The organism is Pseudofrankia asymbiotica (genome assembly GCF_001983105.1).
Classification (GTDB): Bacteria; Actinomycetota; Actinomycetes; order Frankiales; family Frankiaceae; genus Pseudofrankia; species Pseudofrankia asymbiotica.
Genome location: NZ_MOMC01000115.1, coordinates 1 through 22,899, shown reverse-complemented (window position 1 = coordinate 22,899; position 22,899 = coordinate 1). Strand labels below are relative to the sequence as shown.

At 69.1% G+C, this 22,899-nt stretch carries 16 protein-coding genes; 6 read left to right on the top strand and 10 right to left on the bottom strand.

All coding sequences use genetic code 11. The annotated features are described in order from the left end of the window. Window positions 1–143 precede the first annotated feature (143 nt). Complete coding sequence (locus BL253_RS37150) at window positions 144–1,238, bottom strand: integrase core domain-containing protein (protein WP_076822665.1); 1,095 nt, start codon at window positions 1,236–1,238, stop codon at window positions 144–146. A gap of 568 nt (window positions 1,239–1,806) precedes the next feature. Here BL253_RS37150 and BL253_RS37145 point away from each other — a divergent pair. The 3 genes from BL253_RS37145 to BL253_RS37135 all read left to right on the top strand — a co-directional run bounded on the left by BL253_RS37145 (window position 1,807) and on the right by BL253_RS37135 (window position 9,565). Next, the gene (locus tag BL253_RS37145) at window positions 1,807–3,264 is read left to right on the top strand and encodes an MFS transporter (protein ID WP_076822662.1); all 1,458 of its coding nucleotides are present in this window, start codon (window positions 1,807–1,809) and stop codon (window positions 3,262–3,264) included. A 73-nt stretch (window positions 3,265–3,337) separates the two neighbouring features. After that, window positions 3,338–3,973 (top strand): TetR/AcrR family transcriptional regulator, encoded by a 636-nt coding sequence (locus BL253_RS37140; protein ID WP_158230500.1) that lies wholly within the window; start codon window positions 3,338–3,340, stop codon window positions 3,971–3,973. Between the two features lie 678 nt (window positions 3,974–4,651). After that, complete coding sequence (locus tag BL253_RS37135; protein ID WP_076822658.1) at window positions 4,652–9,565, top strand: diguanylate cyclase; 4,914 nt, start codon at window positions 4,652–4,654, stop codon at window positions 9,563–9,565. A gap of 115 nt (window positions 9,566–9,680) precedes the next feature. On the opposite strand, the gene BL253_RS37130 is transcribed toward BL253_RS37135, so the two are convergent. From BL253_RS37130 to BL253_RS37110, 5 genes are all read right to left on the bottom strand, one after another. After that, on the bottom strand, window positions 9,681–10,421 hold the full coding sequence (locus BL253_RS37130; protein WP_241835488.1) for a hypothetical protein: 741 nt from the start codon (window positions 10,419–10,421) through the stop codon (window positions 9,681–9,683). A gap of 263 nt (window positions 10,422–10,684) precedes the next feature. Continuing rightward, window positions 10,685–11,992, bottom strand: coding sequence for an amidohydrolase family protein (locus tag BL253_RS37125; RefSeq protein WP_076822656.1), 1,308 nt, complete (start codon window positions 11,990–11,992; stop codon window positions 10,685–10,687). A gap of 1,180 nt (window positions 11,993–13,172) precedes the next feature. After that, window positions 13,173–13,499, bottom strand: a complete 327-nt coding sequence (locus tag BL253_RS44505; protein WP_241835487.1) for a hypothetical protein — start codon at window positions 13,497–13,499, stop codon at window positions 13,173–13,175. Between the two features lie 618 nt (window positions 13,500–14,117). Next, window positions 14,118–15,332 (bottom strand): cytochrome P450, encoded by a 1,215-nt coding sequence (locus tag BL253_RS37115; RefSeq protein ID WP_131831678.1) that lies wholly within the window; start codon window positions 15,330–15,332, stop codon window positions 14,118–14,120. A 140-nt stretch (window positions 15,333–15,472) separates the two neighbouring features. Next, window positions 15,473–16,243: an aldehyde dehydrogenase family protein gene (locus tag BL253_RS37110; RefSeq protein WP_076822649.1), complete on the bottom strand. Its 771-nt coding sequence runs from the start codon at window positions 16,241–16,243 to the stop codon at window positions 15,473–15,475. A 6-nt stretch (window positions 16,244–16,249) separates the two neighbouring features. On the opposite strand from BL253_RS37110, the gene BL253_RS37105 reads away from it, so the two are divergent. Both BL253_RS37105 and BL253_RS42035 read left to right on the top strand, forming a co-directional pair. Beyond that, a complete protein-coding gene (locus BL253_RS37105; protein WP_076822647.1) occupies window positions 16,250–16,963 on the top strand; it encodes an IS6 family transposase in 714 nt (237 codons plus the stop codon). Window positions 16,964–17,295: 332 nt separating this feature from the next. Continuing rightward, window positions 17,296–17,601, top strand: a complete 306-nt coding sequence (locus tag BL253_RS42035; protein ID WP_131831677.1) for a hypothetical protein — start codon at window positions 17,296–17,298, stop codon at window positions 17,599–17,601. Between the two features lie 111 nt (window positions 17,602–17,712). Here BL253_RS42035 and BL253_RS37095 read toward each other — a convergent pair whose 3' ends face one another. Next, window positions 17,713–18,435 carry a hypothetical protein gene (locus BL253_RS37095; RefSeq protein WP_198946548.1) on the bottom strand — a complete coding sequence of 241 codons (723 nt, stop codon included), beginning with the start codon at window positions 18,433–18,435 and terminating at the stop codon, window positions 17,713–17,715. A gap of 477 nt (window positions 18,436–18,912) precedes the next feature. Here BL253_RS37095 and BL253_RS43235 point away from each other — a divergent pair, with 477 nt between their 5' ends. Then, a complete protein-coding gene (locus BL253_RS43235) occupies window positions 18,913–19,194 on the top strand; it encodes a hypothetical protein (protein ID WP_198946547.1) in 282 nt (93 codons plus the stop codon). A gap of 697 nt (window positions 19,195–19,891) precedes the next feature. Here the strand turns inward: BL253_RS43235 and BL253_RS37085 are convergent. The 3 genes from BL253_RS37085 to BL253_RS37075 all read right to left on the bottom strand — a co-directional run. After that, window positions 19,892–20,341, bottom strand: a complete 450-nt coding sequence (locus BL253_RS37085) for an integrase (RefSeq protein ID WP_076822643.1) — start codon at window positions 20,339–20,341, stop codon at window positions 19,892–19,894. Window positions 20,342–20,404: 63 nt separating this feature from the next. Continuing rightward, window positions 20,405–21,454 carry a lytic transglycosylase domain-containing protein gene (locus BL253_RS44500; RefSeq protein ID WP_076822641.1) on the bottom strand — a complete coding sequence of 350 codons (1,050 nt, stop codon included), beginning with the start codon at window positions 21,452–21,454 and terminating at the stop codon, window positions 20,405–20,407. A 1,055-nt stretch (window positions 21,455–22,509) separates the two neighbouring features. Then, window positions 22,510–22,899 (bottom strand): transposase (locus BL253_RS37075; RefSeq protein WP_198946546.1); only part of this gene is annotated, 390 nt, incomplete at its 5' end.

Sequence of the window (22,899 nt, the reverse complement as noted above, 5' to 3'; positions counted from 1 at the left end):
GGCGGGTTTGTCCGGGATCGTCTCGGTCGCCGTCTCGGTCGTCGTGCTGGCCATCTGGTGCCTCCTCTACCTGCGCCTATGCACAGAGTGTCACAAGGGAGTTACACCGTTGTTCTTACAGGCCCAAATTACGTCCAGGCCGGTCAGGCGGCGTGTTCGTACTCGTGCAGGATGCCGCCGAGGCGGTCGTGTCGGCGGATGTCGAGGTGGGTGAGCCGGTCCGGGTCGATGATCGGTTCGGGCAGCGGCCGGAGCGGTCTAGCGTTGGCGATGCCCTGGTGGGGCCGGTGTGCGTTGTAGAACGCCTCATAGGTGCGCAGGGCGTGCAGGAGATGCCGCTGGTTGTAGATCAGGGTTCGGTCGAGGAGTTCGCGCCAGCAGGTTCTCACCCACCTTTCCATGATCGCGTTCATGCGTGGGACTCGGACGCCGCGGCGCACGATCGTGATCCCGGTGTCGGCGAGGATAGCGTCGAACAGGGCTGGGTATTTGCCGTCGCGGTCGCGGATGAGGTAGCGGGCGGTCGAGGCTGCGTCGTCGAGGTCCATGGCGAGGTTGCGGGCGGCTTGGGTGACCCAGGCGGCTGTGGGGTGCGTGGTGGCGCCGAGGACGCGGATCCGGCGGCTGGCGTGTTCGATCACCGCGAGGATGTACAAGCGCGTTCCGGCCAGGGTCACCGTTTCGAAGAAGTCGGCGGCGAGGATCGCGTGTGCCTGGGAGCGCAGGAAGTCGGCCCAGGTGGTCGCGGTCCGCTCGGGTGCGGGGTCGAGGCCTGCCTGATGCGGGATTTCCCAGACCGTGGACGGGGCGACTTTTACGCCGAGGACGAGGAGTTCGCCGTGGACCCGGCGGTAGCTCCAGGTGCTGTTCTCTCGGGCCAGGCGCAGCACGAGGATGCGGATCGAGGCCACGATGCGAGGCCGGCCCCGCCGCCTGGGACGGGAGGCGGCGTGGCGGCGGGAGAGCAGGTCGCGGTGCCAGCGCAGGATGGTCTCCGGGCGCACGAGTAGCCGAAGCCTGTGCAGGGTTGGCTTCGGCAGCGCGCGCAGGAGCGCGGCGAGTAGGGCGCGGTCGGCGGGCCGGAACTGGATGCGTTGGCCGTCGAGCTGGTGTTGGAGCACGGCGATCTGGTGTCGCAGGGTGAGAATCTCGATGTCCTTGTCGCGGTCACTGCGGGGCAGCAGGCGCAGCAGTGCGAACGTGTTGGTGACGCCGAGGTAGGTCAGCCGAAGCAGCACGATGCGGGATCCTCACGCAACAGCGGGCTTCGATGGGAGAGGGGCGGGCACTGGCGTGCCACGTTCGGTCCCGACGGCTGCGACCGGCCTGACCAGGGTGGATGGACTTTTCGGCAGGGACAACGCTGCGGCGCCCGTCATCGTGCATCGCACGGCTGTGTGAGGCCTCGGCCAGCGGCGTAGCGGTCCCATTCGGTGTCGCTCACTGAGATGCCGACGTCGCAGGCGGTTTCGATGACTCGCTCGACGGCGTCGACGACCGTGTGTGGGCGGCGGGGGAGCGCCCCGATCGTGACTCCGGTCGGTTGCTGGGGCGGCGGCGGCGAGTAGGGCCCGGTGCGTCATGACGCCCGCGAGAGCAACGGTCGCGTAGCGGTGGCGCGGCGGGCGACCGAGGCCGGCGCGACGTGGAGGCTGGATCGCCGGCCAACCGCCGCCGCGCCGCGACGACGAACATGACCCGCCATGGGGAGGTGTGTTCGACCTGACATGGCGGGTCATACCGGAATGTCTCGTCCGCTTGCTAGCGTCAAAACGGACGATCCGTTCCGCTACGGGGGGAAGCTTCATGATCGACGAGGCCCAGCGGCCCAACGCGGCGGTGACTTTCTCCGTGATCACGTTGGGTGTGATGGCGTACACGCTGTTGCAGTCCCTGGTGGTCCCGGTGCTGCACACGTTCCAGGTAGACCTGCACACCTCGCAGACCAACGTGACGTGGGTGCTGACCGTGTACCTGCTGTCGGCGTCGATCTTCACGCCGATCATGGGCAGGATCGGGGACGCGGCCGGCAAGAAGAAGGTCTTCGTCCTCTCCCTGGCCGCTCTGGCGGCGGGGTGCCTGCTCGCGGCCCTGGCCACGAGCCTYCCGGTCATGATCATCGCGCGCGCGGTCCAGGGTGTGGGCGGTGGCGTGCTGCCGCTGGCGTTCGGGATCATCCGTGACGAGTTCCCGAAGGAGCGCGTCGCGGGCGCGGTCGGCGTCATCGCCGCGATGAGCGCGGTCGGCGGTGGCGCCGGCATCGTCCTGGCCGGGCCGATCGTCGACGGCCTGAACTACCACTGGCTGTTCTGGGTGCCGATGGTCATGGCGCTTCTCTCGGCTGGTGCGGCGCTGCTGTTCGTGCCGGAGTCTCCCCGCCTTCCCGGGCGCATCAGTCTGCTACCAGGGTTGCTGCTGTCCGCCTGGCTGGTCGCGTTGCTGGTGCCGTTGTCCGAGGCCAGCGAGTGGGGCTGGGCCTCGGGTCGGACGATCGGGCTGCTGGTCGCGGCGGTCGTGCTCGCGGGGTCCTGGGTGGTGTCCGAGCAGCGGGCCTCGATGCCGCTGATCGATCTGACGATGATGCGCCGCCGTGGGGTGTGGACCGCCAACCTGGTGGCCCTGCTGCTCGGCGTCGGTATGTATGCCGCGTTCGGCTTCGTGCCGCAGTTCGTGCAGACGCCGTCGTCGGCGGGTTACGGCTTCGGCATGGACATCACGCAGTCCGGCCTGATCCTGCTGCCGCTGACCGCCGGCACGTTCCTGACCGGCTCGGTCGCAGCCCCGCTCGCCGAGCGCCTCGGCGGGCGCATCGTGTTGTTCGTCGGCAGCCTTCTGGGACTCGGCGGAGTCGCCATGCTGGCCTGGACGCACGACGAGCAGTGGGAGCTCTACGTCGCGACGGGGTTGTTCGGCCTGGGCCTCGGCCTGGCCTACGCGACCATGTCCAGCCTCGTCGTGCGCGCCGTGCCAGCCGAGCAGACCGGCGTGGCCAGCGGGATGAACGCCAACATCCGCACCATCGGCGGTTCGATCGGCTCAGCCGTCATGGCGAGCATCGTCACCGCCAAGCTCCAGCCGAGCGGACTGCCGAAGGAGAGCGGCTACACCGTCGGCTTCGCGGTGCTGGTCGGCGCTATGCTCGTCGCCGCGCTGGTCGCGCTGCTCGTCCCCCGCGACGAGGCCGACGAGCCGGAGGTGATCCTGCGGCACGCTGAACTCGGTCTCGTCGCGGCTGGCACGCTGGTCGGTGACGAATCCGAATGAGCCGGGTCGCAGGAGCTCTGGTGGCGGGAGCTACCGCGGCTTTGTCGTAGCGACAGGCAAGGGTGTGACGGGCGTGGCTGAGCTGGACGCACCGCCGCGGCGCCGAGACGCCGTGCGGAACCTTGAGCGTGTGCTGACCTCTGCCGGGGAGCTCCTCGACCAGTACGGCGACGACCTGACCATGGAGATGATCGCCCGGCACGCCGGGGTCGGCGTCGGCACCATCTACCGGCGCTTCCCGAACAAGGACGCCCTGCTCGAGGAGCTCGCCCGCGCGATCTCCGAAAGCATGCTCGCCGCCGGGCGAGCCGACCTGGCGCGCGCGGACGGGACGGGCCTGCGGGACTTCCTTCGAACGGTCGGGCACACCATGGTCCGCCATCGCGGCCACGCCGGCCTGCTCGTCGGGCGCGGCTCGGCCGCCGAACGGGCCCGCAACCTCGAAGCGCTCCTCGCCGACCTGCTCGCCGATGCCCAGCTCCACGGCCAGGCTGCCGCCGAGGTCGCCGTCGGCGATCTGATGACGATCATCTGGGCGCTGCGCGGGGTCATCGAGTCCACCGCCGACGTCGCACCGGACGCCTGGATGCGCCACCTCGACCTGCACCTCGCCGCGCTACGAGACCACGTTCCCTCGACCGACACCCGGCCGGCGCTGTCCGCCCGCCAGCTGGAGCGCATCTCCGAGATCCAGCGACCCAGGCGCTGACGGCGGCGCTGTTGCGGACCAGGTTCCTGACAGGGAACTTCGCCGCGGTCTCGCTGATGAGGAGGCGCGCGCCGATGGACCGGTCGCTCTCGCCCGCGCCAGGATGGCGAGGATGTCCTGTTCGCGCTCGGTGATCGCGGGCATGAGGGCATCGGAGGGTCGGGCATCGATGTAAGCCGGCCCCGCGAGGTGAGGACGGCGTGGAAGGTCTCGCCTCGCCGGACGGCGTTCATCGCCGAGGTCAGCCCGTCCAGGCGGCWCCGGTTCGACCGGCCGCCGATCCACGCGTCGCGGCGGACGAGCGCGATGACTGCGGTGGACGGTTGAGATTYGATGACGACATCGAGCTGGGCTCACGGTGGCTCGTGCCGGGTTGGCCGGCCGCGGTGTGTACCCACCCCACCGCGCGTTTCCCGGGCTGTTGGTTGCGCTGACGGCCACCGTCGCGGGATCTTCCCGCCAGCGTTGGTTACCCACTCTTTGCAGAATCCTCGATGTAGGGATCGTCGACGGACGGATGTCTACCGACCGCTAACCGAGATGGCTCACCCGCGAACGGCCGATCTTGCTGGCTCTGATCTGGCGGCAGCGAGTGGACCGAAGCTGCCCTGTTGTCGTTGCCTTGATCGGGGCATCCTTGGCATGTGGGCGGCATATGACGAAGCGTAGGGTTGGTTGATGGGTTCCGAGCGCAGGACGCCGGGCCGTGATCCCCCGGTGGCGGTGCATACCGAGCTGCTGCATGAGTCGGAGCGGACTCGCGTGTCTCGGCTGGTGTTTCCTGCCGGGAGTGTGATCCGGAAGGAGCCGTTGGGGCCGGGGGCGCAGTGCCGGTTGCGGCGTGAGGTGGCGGTCCTGGAGCGGTTGTCCGGGGCTGAGGGAGTCGGGCAGCTGGCGGCCGGGGCGCCGTCGTTCCCGGGGTCGTTGGTTTTGGCCGACGTCGGCGGCACGGCGCTGTCCGAGCGGACTACCCCCTGGGACCCGGCACGGTTGGTGGAGTTGGGCGAGCTGCTGGCGCGGGCCGTGGCGGAGATGCACCGCCGGGGCGTGGTGCATCGGGACATCAACCCAGCGAACATCCTGGTGAGTTCCGGCGGTCACGTCCCATATCTGATCGATTTCGCGCTGGCGACGGTCTTCACGGCAGTTCAGCCGGCTTTCCTGCATCACAGGGAGATTGTGGGAACGGTGCCGTATCTGGCGCCGGAGCAGACGGGTCGGACCGGTCGGCCGGTGGACCAGCGGGCAGACCTGTACGCGGTCGGTGCGACCCTGTACGAGCTGGCCACGGGCGCGCCACCCTTCGGCGCGGGCGACCCGTTGCGGTTGATCCATGACCATCTCGCGCGGATACCGGTGCCGCCGTCGGTGGTGAACCCGGCGGTGCCGGCGGCGCTGTCGGCGATCATCATGCACCTGCTGGCAAAGGAACCAGACGATCGTTACCAGAGTGCCGACGGCTTAGTGCATGATCTTGCGCTGGTGCGTCGCGGTGCCACGGTGGTGCATCCTGGCGAGCATGATCTTCTGGATCGGCCGCTGACGCCCTCGCGCCTGGCGGGGCGTGACCGGGAGATCGATGAGCTGCAGGAGGTGTTCGCCGAGGCGATGGCGGACCGCTGCCCCGGGGTCCTGCTCGGTGGTATGCCAGGAGTGGGCAAGACGTCGCTGGCCAACGAGCTGCGACCAGTCGTCGCCGGTGCCGACGGCTGGTTCGTGACGGGCAAGTTCGACCAGTTGCGCCGGGACCGGGAGTACGACGGGGTTCTGCAGGCGTTCCGGGCGCTGGGCCGGCTGTTGCTGGCCGAGCCGGAGGAGTGCCTGGCCGAAGCGCGGGACCGGATGCTGCGGGCGTTGGGACCGAACGCCGGGCTGGCAGCCGCCGCTGTGCCGGAGCTGGCGGCGCTGCTGAAGGTTCGACCGGAGCCAGGGGATCCGATGACCGCGCAGGTGCGCGCGCAAAACAACGCCGTCGAAGTGTTGCGTGCGGTGGCGTCTCGGAAGCGGCCGGTGGTGTTCTTCATTGACGACCTGCAGTGGGCCGGGCGGACAGAGCTGGGCATCCTCGACCCGATCCTCAGCGGCACCGAACACATCGAGGGGTTGCTGCTGGTGGGCACCTACCGGGACAGCGAGGTGGACGCCGCCCATCCGCTGACGCCGATGCTCGCCCGCTGGCGTCGCCAGCGCGCCGGGCCGCGCCTGCTGTGGGTGGGCAACCTGACACCGGAGGGCCAGGCTGCCATGGTGGCCGACCTGCTGCACCTGGACCTGGGGCGCGCCGCGGAGCTGGCACGGCTGATCGCACCGTCTACCGGTGGCAATCCGTGCGACACGATGGAGCTACTGGGCGCTTTGCGCCACGACGGCATCCTGGCTCCCTGCGAGGGCGGGTGGCGATGGGAGCAGACCACACTGCGTCGCCGGCTGCACCATGTGGAGGTGCCTGGGCTGTCGACCGCTCGCATGGCTTCGCTGCCGCCGGGGACCCGGGAGACGCTGGTGGTGATGGCATGCCTGGCCAGTCGGGTCGAGATGGGTCTTTTGGAGGTCGCGACCGGGCTTGCGGGGGACGAGCTCGAGCGGCGGCTCGCGCCCGCGTTCGCCGCTGGCCTGCTGGTGCTGGAGTCCGATGGACGGCGAAGCGTGCGGTTCCGCCACGACCGGACGCAGGAGTCCGTCCTGGACGGCCTCACCTCGCGGGTGGGGCAGGCCGTGCGGCTGGGTCTGGCCCGACGCCTTGCCGACCGACACGAGTTCTTCGCCGCGGCGGCGGAGCAGTACCTGCTCGTGGCGGACGCCGTGCATGCAGAGCAGGAGCGGCAGCTGATGGTCGGGCTGTTCCGGTGGACGGCCGACCGGGCGCGGATGCTGAGCGACTACCCGCTGGCGGGAAAGTTCCTGACCGCCGCGGTGAAGTTCATCGACCCGACCGACACCGACCAGTTGCTCGCGGTCCACATCGACCGGCATGCCGCCCTGTACAGCCTGGGCCGGCTGGAGGAGGCAGACGAGGAATACCAGGCCATCAGCCGGCTATGTACCCATCCGGTCGGATGCGCCGCCGCCACCGCGGTACAGGTCAGCAGCCTCTTCAACCGGCACCGCGTCAGCGAGGCGCTGCGGCTCGGCCTCGAGGCGCTGCAGAACCTCGGCCTCGCCGTCCCCGACCGGGACCATCTCGATGCGGAGATCGACCGCGGACTCGACGAGCTCTACCAGTGGATCGACCAGACCAGCGCATCCGACGACCTGTGCCGACCGGAAATCAGCGACCGTTTGCGCCTTGGCGCCATTCAGATCATCGACCGGGTCATGTCCCCGGCCTTCTATGGTGACCAGACGATGCTGGCGTGGCTGGCCGTGACGACGCTGCGGATGTGGGCGCGGGATGGCCCCGATCCCGCCCTGGTTGGCCCCTGTGGCTGCGGCGGATCTGTGATCATCTCCCGCAGGCACGACTACCCCACCGCGTACCGCATGATGCGGCGGATCCTCGAGGTCAGCCGGATGCGTGGCTATGAGCCGCACTTGTGGCTGGCGCAGTTCCTGTACGTGGCCTTTGCCGGCCACTGGTTCGACCCCCTGGAGGACAACGTGCCCGCGGCGCGGCGCGCGCTGGAAGGTCTTGTCCGGGGCGGTGATCTCCAGAACGCGTGCCACACCCACTATGTGCTCATATATAACCTGCTCGACTCCGCGTCATCGCTCGACGTCGTTGCAGCCGAGGTCGACGAGGCGATCGCGTTCGCCGTACGTATCGGCAACGGACAGGCCGAAGATGCGTTCAGGACATACCGTCAGYTGGCACGAGTGCTGCGCGGAGAGGCCGCCGAGCCGGCGGCCGACGAGGCGGCCGTGCCGAGCCTGYTGGCCACCGACCTGGCCGTCGTCTTCCACCTGCATGTGGCCTGGGCGCTCGCCGCTGCCATCCTCGGTCGTCCGGCTGACCTGGATCGGCACACGGCCGCCGTGATGCCTTTGCTGCCGACCTTCGAAACGAACTATCCGACCGCGGTGGCCCGCGTGTTGCGGATGCTGGCGTTGGCGGGGCGGGTCCGCGCGGCGGATGAGGGCGAGCACGACGCCTTGGTGGCTGAGCTGGATGAGCTGGTCGCCTGGCTGGCGAAGCGCGCGGTGGACGCGCCGGTCAACTTCTCTCATCTGCTGCGTCTGGTGGAGGCGGAGCGGGCCTGGGCCGTCGGGGACTTCCGCACGGCGGTGTACGCGTTCGACGTGGCGCAGCGGGAGGCCGCCGGTCGGACGCGTCCATGGCATCGAGCACTGATCCTGGAACGCGCCGCGCGGTTCTACCTGGCACACGGCATCGAAGAAGCCGGCCGTGGGTTGCTGGCCGCTGCCCGTAGCCAGTACGCGGCCTGGGGCGCGGCCGCGAAGGTCAGCCAGCTCGACTACGCCCACCCGGCGCTGCGCATCGAGTCTGCCGGCGCCCTGCCGGCCGCGCAGCCACCGGCCCAGCCTGCCGGCAGCCGTGTCACCGTCACGACCGGCACCGTCGACCTGTTGGGCGTCGTCGCGGCTTCCCAGACCCTGAGCTCGGAGACCGGCATCGATGGCCTGCGGTCCAAGCTCGGGGGCGTCCTGCGCGACATGACCGGCGCCACCGGGGTGTGCCTCCTGCTGCGTGACCGGGAGGAGCGCGGGTGGTCGGTGCCGGTGGACGACGGTGGYGCGGTCTCGCTCGAGGAGGCCGGCCGTCGGCGTCTGCTGCCACCCTCGGTCATCTGGTACGCCGAACGTACCCATGAACCTGTCGTCGTCGCCGACGCCACCCGTGATGACCGGTTCGTCCGCGACCCCTATGTCACCGGCCTGGACCGCTGCTCGCTGCTCGCGATTCCCATCATGATCCAGGGGGAGTTGCGGGCAATGCTGCTGCTGGAGAACCGGCTGATCCGCGGCGCGTTCACCACCGAACGCCTCGAAGGGATCATGCTTATCGCCGGTCAGCTGGCGGTGTCCCTCGACAACGCACTGGTCTATGCCTCGCTGGAACGCAAGGTCGCCGAGCGCACGGAACAGCTCGCCACCGCCAACCGGCGCCTCGAACAGCTCTCGGCCACCGACCCACTCACGGGGCTGGCTAACCGGCGACAACTCGACGAGGTCCTCGACGCCGAATGGCACCGCGCGCAGCGCCAGGCAACACCTCTCGCGCTCGCCATGATCGACATTGATCACTTCAAATCCTACAACGACCACTATGGGCACGCCGCTGGCGACCGGTGCCTGCAGCGGGTCGCCGCCTGCGTGGACGCCGGCACCCGGCACAACGACCTCGCTGCCCGCTACGGCGGCGAGGAGTTCGCCGTCGTCATGCCTGGCACCGACACCGCCACCGCCGCCCACATCGCCCACCGCCTCCGCGCTGCCATCGCGGAACTGGCCGAACCACACCCGCCGGCCACCGAATGGATCGTCACGGTCAGTATCGGCGTCGCGGCGATCACTCCCACCCGAGACGACGACACGGCAGCACTCGTCGAACTCGCCGACGCCGCGCTATACCGGGCCAAAAGCGCCGGACGCAACCGCGTGGAAGCAACGCACCCACTCCCCACACCGCAATAGACGCGGGTCGTCGTGTTCCGGGGCGCACTGTCCTTCTGGTCCATATATGGCCTGTCTGTGCTAAATCCGATCGTCGGAGGCTCGGTTTGGGGCGGTGCGATGGTCGTCGGGGCGCTCATAGCCGGTTGTAGCGTGCCAAAATTCGATCTGGGGGCGTGACCTGCGGTTTCGCTGCCCGGTCACGCGGCGCGGTGGTACTCGTTGATGACGCCGCCCAGGACCTTGTGGCGACGGATCGGCGCGTGGAGCGGTGTGACGGTGGCCGGGTCGTGGTTCGGTGGGTGCTGGTCTCGTCCTTGATGAGGACGATGATCCCAACAGGCCGCTGGCCTGGCCCTTGAGGAAGGTACGCCAGGTGGTGTCGGCGTGTCGGCGTGTCGGCGTGGCGTCGGGGCGCTGGGCCGAGTTCTGCGCGGGCGAGGATTCGGCGGGTCGTGCCCGTGCCGATCCGGTGGCCGAGGCCGAGGAGTTCTCCTTGGATGCGGCGGTGCCCCCAGGTGGGGTTGTCTCTGGCCAGGCGGATCACCAGCGTCCGCGGTTCCTCGTCCACCGGCGGGCGGCTGACCCGGTGCGGGTAGGCCCACCGTCGCCTGACCAGGCGACGGTGCCAGGCCAGCAGCGTCGCCGGGGTCACCAGCCGGCAGGACCGGACCTCCCGGGGCGATAGCCGGGCCAGCGCGGCCAGGACCGCGCGGTCGGGCCAGGTGAACCGAGGCTGGCCGACCTGGCGACGTAGCACGGCTACCTCGTGGCGCGGCACGAGCAGCTCCGCCGTCCTTGCCGCATCGCTACGGGTGAGCAGGACGAGCCAGCCGAACACTCGCACCATGACCAAGTACACCAGCCGCAGCCCCATGAGGGCGATCATCCACCACGGGGCCGAGCGACGAACCGCAGGTCAGCGACCCGAAATCGAGTTCTGGCACGCTACAGGCTGTGGCTGCTCGACAACTGCGACCTCGAGCCGCTGCGTGCCGCGTGCGCCGCGCGCGAACGCTGGGAGTTCTGCCTCGCGTTCGCGCCGCTGCGGCTGCAGGGCGCGACCCGGGAGCCCGGTGAACCCTCTCGCGCTGTTCTGAGACGGGGTGCTCGTCGCGCGGCTCGGCGGCCGCGCCCGGGTCACGCGTACATGCCGTGTTCGCGGAACGCGAAGCCGCGGAACTCGGGTACCTCCGACGGGGGGACGGGGTTGCGGATCTCGGAGATCGTCGGGCCGATCCGGTCGGCGACCGTGCGCAGCGCCGCACGGTCGAGGTTGAAAATGCGCACCGCGTTCTCGCCGAGGATCGCCCGGAACTCGTCGTCGTCCACGTCCGAGTTCGCGAACGCGAAGCGGATCGAGAGCTGCGAGCGGGGCCAGCACCCTTCGGAATGGGGGTAGTCGCCGCCCCACATGAGCCGGTCGGCCCCCACGTCGTGGCGCTCGTCGACCTCGTACGCGGCCATCATGCYCGCGGCGACGCTGCAGTTGGCGGCGAAGTACTCGCTCGGCGTCCTGGGCAGCCGGCCGTTGCGGTGCTCGTTCCACAGCTCGTTGAAGTAGATCGAGTCCAGGTCGCGCAGCGTCTCGCGAACCCAGGACGAACGCTGTTCGGTGAACACCAGCTTGAGACGGGGGTGCCGCTCGAAGACCCCACCGAAGATCATCTGCCAGAGGGAGCGCCGAGCCATCCACGGGTTCTCGGCCATGATCACCAGACCGCCGCCCACGCCGGTGCTGCCGAGCGGCCGCTCACCACCCGCGATGTGCGTGCACAGCGGCAGGTCGAGGTCCTMGCACGCCGACCAGAAGTCCTCGTACACCGATTCCTCGTTGTAGGCGGGGAAGTCGGCGCGCGGTGCCGGGAAGTTCACGGCCGTCAACCCCGCCTCGCGTGCGCGGGTCATCGCCGGAATGGTCGCCTCGAGATCGAACGTGAGCGGCAGCTGCATCAGACCGACGTGGCGGGCGGGCTCGGACGAGATGAAGTCGGCCTGCCACCGGTTCCAGATCTCGAGCGCCTCACGCTCGAGATCGGGGTCGAAATCCGAGAGCCGCGCATCGCTGGGCTTGAGACCGCCGAGTCCGTCCAGGCGCACCGAGAACGGCATCTGGTTGCCGTTCTGCCCGCCGCCGTAGAGCACGTCGGCCGCGACACCCTCGGCGTCCATGTCGCGGTGCCGCGCAGCGGGATCGTGCGAGCCGGCGCAGTTCCAGGCGCGGTCGACCGCTTCGCCGTACGCATCGCCCCAGCCCTTGCCCAGAGCCAGTTCGTTAGCGGCTCCCAGCCTGCTCTGCTCCTTGCGCTGCTCGATGAGAGCGGCCGCCTCGTCGAACTGAGGCAGGTACCTCGTCGAGCAGAACGGGCGCAGCTCGGCCTGGCTCGGACCGACGTGCGCATCGGAGGAGACGATGAGCACGCGGTCCTCGGCGTCGAAAGCTTCCATCAGAGCCACTCTTTCTCTCTGCCGTCGTCACCGGGCGAGCCGCACGAAGCCTGTCGAGGGCGGACTCGTATCCTGTATCCAGGTCTGACTCTAGGGTGGACCGACGAGGGTGTCAACGCACCGCCTGTTCGCCGGCCTGCGGATGCCGATCGCCATCCAAAGGGGGATGCTGTTCGGTTGTCTCGTATCCACGTGACCACGGTTGCGCTGACCGTCGCCGGTTGCGGTTCCTCGGGCGGCTCCGGTGGCTCGGACACGGCATCCGGGGGGTCCGCGTCGGCTGCGGCCAGCGGTAAGCCGATCAAGGTCTTCGCGATCACGACCCCGATCACCGAGAAGGAAGACAAAGAGGGTCTGGACGTCGGCCTGAAGGAGGTCAACGCGACCGGTGGCGTGAACGGCCGGCCGATCCAGCTCACCGTCTGCAGCGATCAGCAGGATCCGAGTGCTGCTGATCGTGACCACCAAGGTCACCGGCAGAGGCCATGGTGTCCAYCAAAGGCGGCGCACCGCAAAGAGTGGACCGGCAGTCCGGCGACGGGTCAGCACCATCGCGCGGGAAGATCAGCGACCAAAGGTCCCCGGCACGGCCCGGGACGGCGTCGCGTGGACACCCGCAGACCCCTCACGCCCTCCCTGCCTGGGCCCCGCTTCGTAGTCCTGGCCCGGCCATGCTGCTTGCCGGAGTGCCGTCGCATGTCCTTGTCGCCGTCCCACTGGTGGCTCGCCCCACTCGAGTTCGCCGGGCGCGTTGAAGCACCTGCCTGCTTCAGCTTCCTCGCGCTCCTGGCCGTCRTCGTGCTCCTCGCCGTCCTTGCTGCCTTCCGGCCGTCGTCAGCAGGCGCGATCGCGACCGTGCTGCGCGCGKTCGCCGAGATCCTCCGGGCGCTCCGGGGTCGCCGTTAGATAGCGCCCGTCCGGACCGAACTGCCCGCGCTGGCGGAGGTGCCAGCACTGCGGCCAGCGCGGGCAGTAGCCCAGGCGCCAGACCTGACGAACAGTGACGATCAGCGGGTGTGATCTTGCGAATTCGAGTCACTTGAACACGCGACTCTTGCCAGTATCGGACCCCGGCCCGGTCCGGCTGGATGGCGACGGGTGGACATTGAGGGAGAGTTGGCGCAGCTCGGGCCGACCGGCTACCGGCCGCTACGCGTCGCGGCACCCTGTTCTGGCCATGTCAGGCGGGCTGGGCGATGAAAGCGGTGATGGCTTCCAGGCCGGGGTGGTAGCCGCCGCTGGTGTCGACGGTGAGGCGCGGGAGGTCCGGGCGGATGTCGACGAAGGCGTCCAAGGAGTGCTGGCCCACGGCGATAGCGTCGAGGAGTTCGCGGTCGCAGGTAGAACCCCTCCTCGGACACGGTGGGCTTCGCGGTGCGGTCTTCTTGCGCCGGGTCCGTCGGCACAGCTCGAAGATCTGCCTGGTGCCCCGGAAGCCGACGAGCCTCGGGGTGGTGACGGTGAGCGCCTTCAGGGAGCGGACGCGGTCCCACTCTTGGATGATCATGGTGTAGAAGCCTTGATCATCCCGTGACGCCGCGTCCGCCCGTTGCCGGCCGGCCCGACGGCGCCCAGCCCCGCTCCCACCCGCGCGGAGCCGTGGAAGTCCAGGTAGCAGGCCCAGCCCGGCGACCCCACGCGATCAGCCGGGCGGACGCCGATCAGACACGCGACCGCCGGTGCGGGCAGACAAGCTCGGCCGCCAGAGCCAATACCAGCCCTCGACGCCAGCCGACACACCGCTCACGACTGTGTCGCTGGCCTGGCTTCGAGGTGGAGGATCCGACCGGAACTCGCCCCGGCGGCCGTCCCCGCAGCGGCCTCGATGCCCTCGGCGTAGCTTGAACGGGGGATGACGACCCGGGTGATCTTGGTGCGGCGTCGCCCCGCCCGTTCAGCTCCTCGGACGTCCGCCCGAGGAAGGCGAGCGCGGCCCGCCGGCCGGGTTGGACTGGACCGAACTGCCGAAACGCTCGGGATGGTCGCGCTTCGCGTTCCAGCCCTCGGCCGCGAAGTAGCTCGGACACAGGATCGACACCCCGCCGCCGGGCCGGCACGAGGTCGCGCCGGCCGGCGTCGGACAGGCGAGCAGCGCGTGCCTGGACGGCGTGTACGCCGGCCCGGGTCAGCCGAGCRCGACCGGTAGTTCCATGAGGGCGTTGATGAACACCGTGTGCCCGCGCTTCGGTGTGCCGGCGGAGCGGAACCGCAGGTCGCGGCGGACGATCTCGTCGAGCAGCACCCGGCCCTCGAGGCGGGCCAGGTGGTTGCCGATGCAGAAGTGCGGGCCGCCGGCGCCGAACGAGGTGTGGGCGGCCAGCCGGCGGGAGATGTCGAACCGGTGCGGGTCGGGGAAGACCTCCGGGTCGCGGTTGGCCGCGACGTACCACATCACCACCATCTCGCCGGCCTTGATCGCCGTTCCGCCGACGACGGTGTCCGTCCTGGCGAGGCGGGCCATCTGCATGGCCGGGGTGACGTAGCGGAGGAACTCCTCGACCGGGCGCGACGGCCCGTCGGCGGCCGTCGCCGTCCGGACCTGCCCGTCGATCTCGACGTCCTCGATCATCAGGCGGAGGCTCTGGCCGATGAGGGTGTGGGTCGTCTCGAACCCGGCGATCAGCAGGGACATGACGAACTGGCGGTACTCGCTGTCGGTGATCGGCACACCGTCGTACTCGGCGTCCGCCAGATCGGTGATCATGTCGGCGGCCGGGCTGCGCCGCTTGATCTCCCGCAGCTCCTCGGCGTAGGCGAAGACCTGGGCCAGCGCGGCCTGGGCCCGCTCGGGGCCGCCGGGCTGTTCCCGGGCGAAGATGTCCGACGCCCAGGCCACGATCCGGTGGCGGTCCTCCTCCGGCGCTCCCATCACCGACGCGATGACCTGCGCGGGGAGCTCGGCGGCGATCAGCGGGACCGCGTCGAACGCCTCGTCCGCCGGCAGCGCGTCGAGGATCAGGTTCACCCGCTCACGGACCCAGTCCTCGAACCGGGCCACGACCCGCGGGCTGAACCCCCGCGAGGCCAGCCCGCGGATACGGGTATGCCGGGGCGGGTCGTTCCACATCACGTTGTCCCGCATCCTCGCCGCATCGGACGGATCGGTCGGGTAGTGCATGCCCTCGGCCGAGGTGAACGTGGCGGTGTCCCGCGACACCGCGCCCACGTCCGCGTGCCGGGTCAGCGCCCAGAATCCCCCGCCCGGCGCTCCTCCGCGCTCGGTCGGGTTCCAGAACACCGGCGCCGATCGCCGTAACTCGTCGAACACGTCGTGCGGAACCCCGTCCGCGAACATCGCGGGATCGGACAGGTCGACTGTGGTCGTATCACTTACTGACACGGGGCGCTCCGCTGGGTGAGGGCTGACTGTTCGTTAGTGGCCGTAGCGATTGGCTGTCGCGCCGGTTGTTACACCGAAGCCGGGCCGGCGAGCGAGAACATCCACCCCGGTGGATGTTCTCGCTCGCCGGCCCGGCCTGCTCAGGCGTTGCCGAGCGGCAGGTTGTAGAGCTTGGCCGCGTTGTCCTGCATGATCTTCCGGAGCGACTCCCGGGGCACGTCCTTCAACGCGGCCGCGGAACGCTCGACCGGCGACGGGTACAGACACGTCGGGTGCGGGAAAGCGGTCTCCCACATGATGTTCTCGTCACCCAGGTAGTCCAGCAGCAGGTTCGACCCCGCGTGCTCGAACCAGAACGTACCGTAGATGTTGCGCCGGAACATCTCGAACGCCGGCGCCACGTCGCGGCAGGCCTGGTTGAGCAGCCCGTTCCAGGGGGTGATCACACCGATCACACCGATCACACCGTAGGGCTGCCGGCGGGTGAAGGCCATCGAGCCGGACCCGAGATCGAGCGACTCCCCGGCTACGGCCCGCACGACCGCGCCGTAGTAGGAGAAGTACTCCGCGGACGCCTCCACCTCCCGCTCCGGCGCGATCTTGCCGGTTTCGGCCGACTCCAGAGCCGACAGCTCGGCCTCCGAGGCGCGGATGGACGCGGCGATCGCCAGCAGGACCGCGGCCCGCTGCGCCGGCGTCCGCGCGGCCCAGGCGAGCTGCGTCTCCTGGGCCCCGCGAACGGCGCACGCCACGTCAGGAGTGGTTCCCCGCGCGATATGGGCGACGGTCTCTCCCGTGGTCGGACTGGTGGACGGCAGGTACCCCCCACCGGCGGGCGAGACACTCTTCCCGTCGATCCAGGGCGCTGTTGCATTGGCTGAGGCCGCAGTCCGGGCTGGTGGCCGAGGCATGATCGGATGGTGTCTCGCTGCCGTCCTCGTCCGCTGGTCCCGGTCTCGGAGTTCACCGGGTTCCGGTTCCCGCCCGAGGTGATCGTTCTGGGCGTCCGCTGGTACCTGCGGTTCGCCCTGTCGTACCGAGATGTCGAGGAGCTGCTGGTCGAGCGCGGCATCGCCGTCGATCACGTCAGCGTCTACCGGTGGGTGCAGCGGTTCACGCCGTTGCTGGTCGACGCGGCCCGGCCGTGCCGCCACAGCCCGGGCGACAGGTGGTTCACGGACGAGACGTATGTGAAGGTCGCCGGTCGCTGGATGTACCTGTACCGAGCGATCGACCAGTTCGGCCAGGTCATCGACGTCCTCGCTTCCGAGAGGCGGGATCTCGCCGCGGCACGCCGGTTCTTCACCCGAGCACTGGCCCACGGCCGCCGGCCGGTCGAGGTGACCACCGACCGGGCCGCGGCCTACCCGCGGGTCCTCGACGAACAGTTGCCCGCCGCCCACCATGTGGATGGCCGATATGCGAACAACCAGGTTGAAGCCGACCACGGCGGGTTGAAGGCACGGCTGCGGCCGATGCGAGGGCTCAAACGGCTCCGCTCCGCCCAGGTGATCGGATCCGGGCACGCCCTGGTCCAGAACATTCGTCGCGGGCACTACGAACTCGCCACCCACGCCGAACCCCGTCACCGACTCGCAGCAGCGTTCACCGAACTCGCCTTGGCCCTCTGACCAGGCAACCAACCCGCCCCAGCCMTGCCCCGGACCAGCTCAATGCAACAGCGCCCGCCATCGCCAACAAGATCAACCACTCGCTGGCTGTCTGCCTCCGCGAGGACACCATCGTCCCGGAACTCGACGCCTGGCTCGCCCGCGCGTTCGACCCCGCACACGTCGAGYGGACGCTCCTGGCGTTCGACCCGGCGCAGCACTCGTCGACAGGCGATTCATCCTCAGAGCCGCTTCGTCGGCTCATCGCCGACTGCGACCGCAAGCTCGCCATCCACCGCCACGCCCTCGAGGCCGGCGGCGCCACCGAGACCATCCTCGGATGGATCAACGAGGTGACCGCCCAACGCCAGGCCACCGAGGCCCGTCTCGCCCTGCTCCTGCCCTCGGGCGGCACACCCGACCGGCTCACCGGCCAGCAGATCCAGAACCTGGCCGAGGCGCTCGGAGGGATCCTCGCCGCGCTCGCTGATGCGGAGGCCGCGGACAAGGCCAAGCTGTACCAGGAGCTCGGCTTGCAACTGATCTACGACGAAGCGGCGAACGAAATCGTCGCCGAGGCCCACCCAAGATCATCCGTGGACCTATTGGTTGTGTCCGAGGGGGGAGTCGACCCATTCGTACATGATCGGTCTTCGTGAGATTTTCGACCTGACGCTCCTAGCGGCGGCGACCGGTGCATAGCGATGACCGGTCGCGGCGTCRCCACCCTCGCCGCGCGCTGCGGGCGAACCGGGGCTGCTGCGGCGCGATCAGAGTTGGTGTTCGACGCGGTGGCGTAGGTACTCGTCTGGATGTGTGCGGGCGATGCGGATCGCTTCTTCCACCGTCGGGCGTTGTACCTCAGGTCGGTGCTGCGCGCGGAGGTTGAGCCCGGGAAGAAGGCACCGCCGGACGTCGAGGTCGTCATGGGTGRCGAAGACCTGCAGCGCCGTTTCCTGCCACACGTCTCGCAGGTCGATGAACGAGTCGTACAGAGCCCTGCTCTGCGGCGTCGGCGTGCGTGACCCCGCGGCGAAGGTCAGCGGGACCTGTGTCCAGTACCAGGCCCGTGCCGCTCCTGCGCGTTCTGGGTTGGTTCCGGTCCTCAGATAGTCGATGAGCGTCAGCTTCACTCGACGGCGGCCGAAGAGGGTGAGCGCCGGTTCGACGAGTTGCCGGTTGAAGCTCGGGTTCGGGTCGTAGACCGCGGCGCGTACCAGCGGCTCGAACCACTCCTCGCGCGCGGGCTGGTCACCCACCGCGTGCGCGACCACCTGCCGGGCTGCGTGCTGCCACTCCCAGCGCGCGTACTTGTCATCCGAGGTCAGCGACGGGCGCTGGGCGCCGAGCAGGTCGATCAGCTCCATCAGGCGCCGCTCAAAGACCGCCGAGTTGTCCTCGGTACGCTCGGGCAACGCGGGGAGTCCGCGTAGAGGCTTGTCGGTGCCCGGCACGGCAACCGTCGCCGGTTTGTCTTCGGCATCCACGGTCATCAGCCTAATGTCCCTGTGTCAATCGCAGCCTGGGATTGCCGTAGCGGCGCCGCCTGGCTCGTTTGGGTGTGGTCTCTTGGACTCTGACCGGCGGCCGGGTGTGTGGCACTCTGTGATGTGGCGGACCGGATCGGCAATGCGCTGTGGGGAGACGACGCCAGTGGCGACCGACAGCCTGATGAGAAGGAAGGGATGGCGGGCCGAGTCGCGATGATCGGCTGTGACGGTGGGCAAGAATGGGTCCGTGTCCGATCTGGCTTGGGACGACGTGCGCGTCCTCTTTGATCCCGAACTGAACGGAACCTTGCCCGATGTGGCCATCGACTCGACAGGCGTGGACGACTGACAGGCGGTCTTCGACCTGGTCCGGGCTTGGGGCTGGGTCTGTGAGTACACGGAGGACTCCGTGGTACTCGACCCGCCCTCCGCCAGGGAGATCTTCGCTCGGCGCGGGCAGGAGTACGTCCTGCTGAAGGTGTGGCCGACCCCAGGTGTTCAGGTGAACTTCCGGCCGATGAGCGCGGACTGTGTCGATTCGATGTCGACCTCCAAGAGCTGCAGGGCCAGGACCGCCTGGACGATCTGTGCGAGCTGCTGCGAATGCTCGGGCGCCTGTTGGGCAAGCCGGTGGTGATGACGGCAGAAGGCAGCTACCAGGACCGGCTACTCGGATACAACGTCGAAGCCGATCGGGTCGTCCTGCTGACCGATCCGACCGTCGGCTTGCCTCCTTGGGCCGTAGGCGGCCCGAGGGCCTAATACGGACGAGCGGCTGCCGGCAACGATCAAGATCAACGGGATTGATCATAAAAGTCTCGCCGGCCTTCAAGGATTACACAGAGTGAGTATGATCTAGGTGTAGTTCCAATGCAGGGCCGGAGGATTATGAGTCTTCTTCCCTGGCCGGCCGAGTTGTTGTCGTCGGCTGATGTGGGCTGCCGTTCACAGTCGTTTTGTGCTGCGGTGTTTGGTATTCGGGCGTGAGATCTGGCTGTCGTAGTCGTTGATCGTGCCGGTTGGTGGCGGCTCGTGCCGTCGGCTGTGCTGCTGTTCGTCACCGGTTTGGCACCGGTCGACCCTCGCGCCTGTCCTGATGGCGGTCACGATCGGTCACGCCTTGAGAAGGAGAAATCGTAGCGCGTTTCCTATCTGCAAGCGGAGGGCCTTTGGTCGGTGTCCCGTTAGTGGTCGGGATCACAGGAAATCATCGGTGGATCGAGGCTGAATCGGCGACGGGGGTTGGCACCGTTTCCGGTGTCGCGCCACCGCCGCTGTGATTGGCCGTGACCGTGGCGAGAAGTTCTTGGTGACGGCGCCCGCAGGCCGCCAAAYAGATCGCAGGCTGGCGCGGGGCGGGAGACGTTCTCGCTGGGAGGAGGTCTGGCGCGGGAGGCGGACTGCTGAATTTCGATCGGGACCTGCGCCGCGGCTCGATGGCCGCGTTGGCGTGCTCGGCCTATTCCGGTTCGGTGAGGTCTGTCTGGTGGTAGCGCCGCCGTTCGTGGGCGTTGATCACTCTGGTGGTGGGGTCGTCGGAGTCTGGGGTGTGGAGACGGTCGGTGAGCAGGAAGCCCGGCAGGGTGAAGTGGGCGGCATGGTCGCGTTCGGTCAGGGTGAAGGTGCCGCCGCGTCTTTCTGGCTGCCATCCGTGGGCGAGGCCGTAGAGGATGACTGCACGCACGTCGGCCAGCGTGGGGTAGGCCCCATCGGTCGTGCAGGCGCCCCACGGCGCCGGCCAGGTGAGYGAGAGCAGGTCTGCCTGGAGTGCCTGGCGGGTCTTGTCGTCTACCCAGGCGCGGACGCGGATGCATCGGTGACAGTCGCCGCTGCCCGGGGCGTGATGGATCCCCGCGCGCCAGGTGAAGGCCTGGCCGTCGACGTGCAGGCGGCGCAGTCGGGTTCTCATGGGGCATCTGTATTCGCTGTCGCGGTGGCTTCGCCAGTTCTTTTGCGCGCAACGCGGGGGTGCTTAGGGGGTCGTCTGTGTCGAGGCCCGGGTCTCGGGGCTTGGGCTGGTTGATAGGGATGGTGCTGGGTTGCTGGGGGTGGGGGTCGGCGGGGCTGTGGTGCCTGGGCGGGTGATGCCGGTGATGGTGAGGGTGATCAGGGTTTGGGTGGGGCAGCCGGTCGGGGTGGTGGTGAGGGTGACGGTGATGGTGGTGGTGTGGCCGGGAGTGGTGAGGTGGTCGAGGGGTAGGCGGGTGAGCAGGGTAGGGCTGGTCGGTGGTGTGGTGGGGATGGTGGTGTCGGTGGTGGTGAGGGTGTGGCCCGTGGTGTCGCGGGCTTCGGCGTGGAGGACCGTCGCCGGCCCCGTGCCGGTGCTGTTGGCGGTGGTGTAACGACCGGTGATGTCGAGAGTGGTGGTGCTGGTTGTCGCGGTGAGGGTGCTGGTGGTCAGGGTGATTGTCGGGCAGGTTGGGGTGGTCGCTGGCGGTGAGGTGGATGTGGYCGGTGGGGTGGTGGGTCGTGGTGTCAGGGTGATGATCGGGAAGGGTGTGGCCGGCGCGCTGGGGAGGGCGTTCGGCGGGGTCGGTGTTGGTGTTGGTGTCGCGCTGGGCTGTGTGTTGTTGACGGGGGTGGGGGTGGAACCGGTGTAGCCGGTGGTCCAGGCGAGGACGGCGCGGACGTAGGTGTCGGAGGGGTTGTAGGCGCGGATGGCGACGTACAGGTCGCCCGGGTTGGCGAGGTCGCGCCGGTGGGCGCAGAGGTAGGTGCCGGTGGTGAGGGTGGCGTCGTCGATGTTGTTCGGGTTCTTGGCGGCGTCGTGGTTGGCGTCGCGGCCTGCGGCGGTCCAGGTGCCGGGGAGGAACTGCATCGGGCCGACGGCGCGGTCGTAGGTGGTGTCGTGGTCGAGCCTGCCTTTGTCGGTGTCGGGGATGCGGGCGAAGCCGCCCTGGCCGTTGAGGCGGGGTCCGAGGATGGCTGGGCTGATGGTGCCGTCGGGGTGATGGCCCGGCCGATGGCGTGGTTCGACTCGACCTTGCCGATGCCGGCGAGGAGCTGCCAGCGCAGATGGCAACCGGGTAGCTCGGCGGTCAGAGTCGTGGCGGCTTGTTGGTAGGCGGTCAGGATGCGGGCGGGGATCTGGCGTTCGGTGGCGGTGAGCTGGACCAGGCCGGTGATGGTGCCGGGGGAGGCAGCGGCGGTGGCGAGGTTGTCGGTGGGGACCTGCCCTGTCGCGCCGTCGGGGGTTGTGAGGCCGGCGGGTAGGGCGTTCGGGTTGAGGGTGGGCATGGGGTAGTCGTGGCCGGTGGTGGGTGGGGTGGTTGAGGTGTCGTGGCTGTCGGTGTGCAGGGGGGCGTCGGCGCCGGACAGCAGCATGATGATCAGGGCTGGGATTCCGAGGACGGGCAGACCGACGGCATGCAGCAAGCCGACTGTGCGTGCCGGTGATCGGCGGCGGCGGTGTCGGCCGCTTGTCCGGTGCGCTGGCGGATCGCAGGGGGGCGGCGCCGGTGGGGTGGCGCCCATGGCGCCCTGGGGGTCGATGCCGTTGGTGCTGTGTGCCGCGGTGGTGGGCGGGTCATCGGGGCTGGTCGTGCCCGTGGCGGGACTGCCAGCGTGGGGATCACTGGACTTTTCGTCGGCGGGGGCGCTGCCCGGGGCGGTCGGTGGTGTCGGGGGCGGTTCCTGGGTGGCCGGTCCGGTCAGCGCGGTGGAGTTGGGTTGGGCGGGAGCGGGCTGCGTCACGACGACTGGCTCACCGGGTGCGGAGGTGAGGTGGTCGCGYCGACGCATCGATGCGCTCCTTCCTGAGTCCTTCGAGCACTGGGCGCGGTGTTATCGCACCGTTGACGTGGTGCCCATGACGGGCGCGACAAGGCGCCCCGCTGGGCTGCCGGTGTGAGCTTTTCTGCCCGGTCCGGTGGAACAGGGTGAGGCGTTGCGGGTGTGTGGGCAGGCTGAATACCCGGCGGGGGCGGTAGCCGGGGGCACTGTTCAGAGCTGGTGGGGCTGCGGCGGGTTATGGCGTGGGTAGCCGCCAGCTCGGTGAATCCCGCGGGCGCGTGTAGGCAGCCTTAAGAGAGCCATGGCCGGTGCACGAGCCGTGCCTGGTAATGGGGCTCTTCGAGGTTAGGCGGGGTTGAGGCATCCGCGGGCTCGGCGGGTGGTTGCGCAGCGTGTGCGTAGGCGCTGGTTGGTGGGGTTGCGGTATCCGTAGGCGTTGCGGGCGTCGAGTTTGACGACCCGGTTGTAGCCTTCACTGGCCGCGTTGGTGATCTTTGTGTGGAGGAACGCCTCGATGCATGGCCACCAGGTGCTGATCGTGGTGGCGAGGCGTTCGAGCTCGGGGATGCCGGCGCTGGCGCACCAGGTGTAGAACTTCGTGAGCCGGTGGGCGATCACGGTGCGGTCGGGGTGGGTACCGGCGAGCGCGAACAGCGCGCGGAGTTCTTCCTTCGCGATCCAGGCGGCCAGGATCGTCAGGCCGGGTTCGCCGAGGTCGGTCAGGGTGTTCCACAG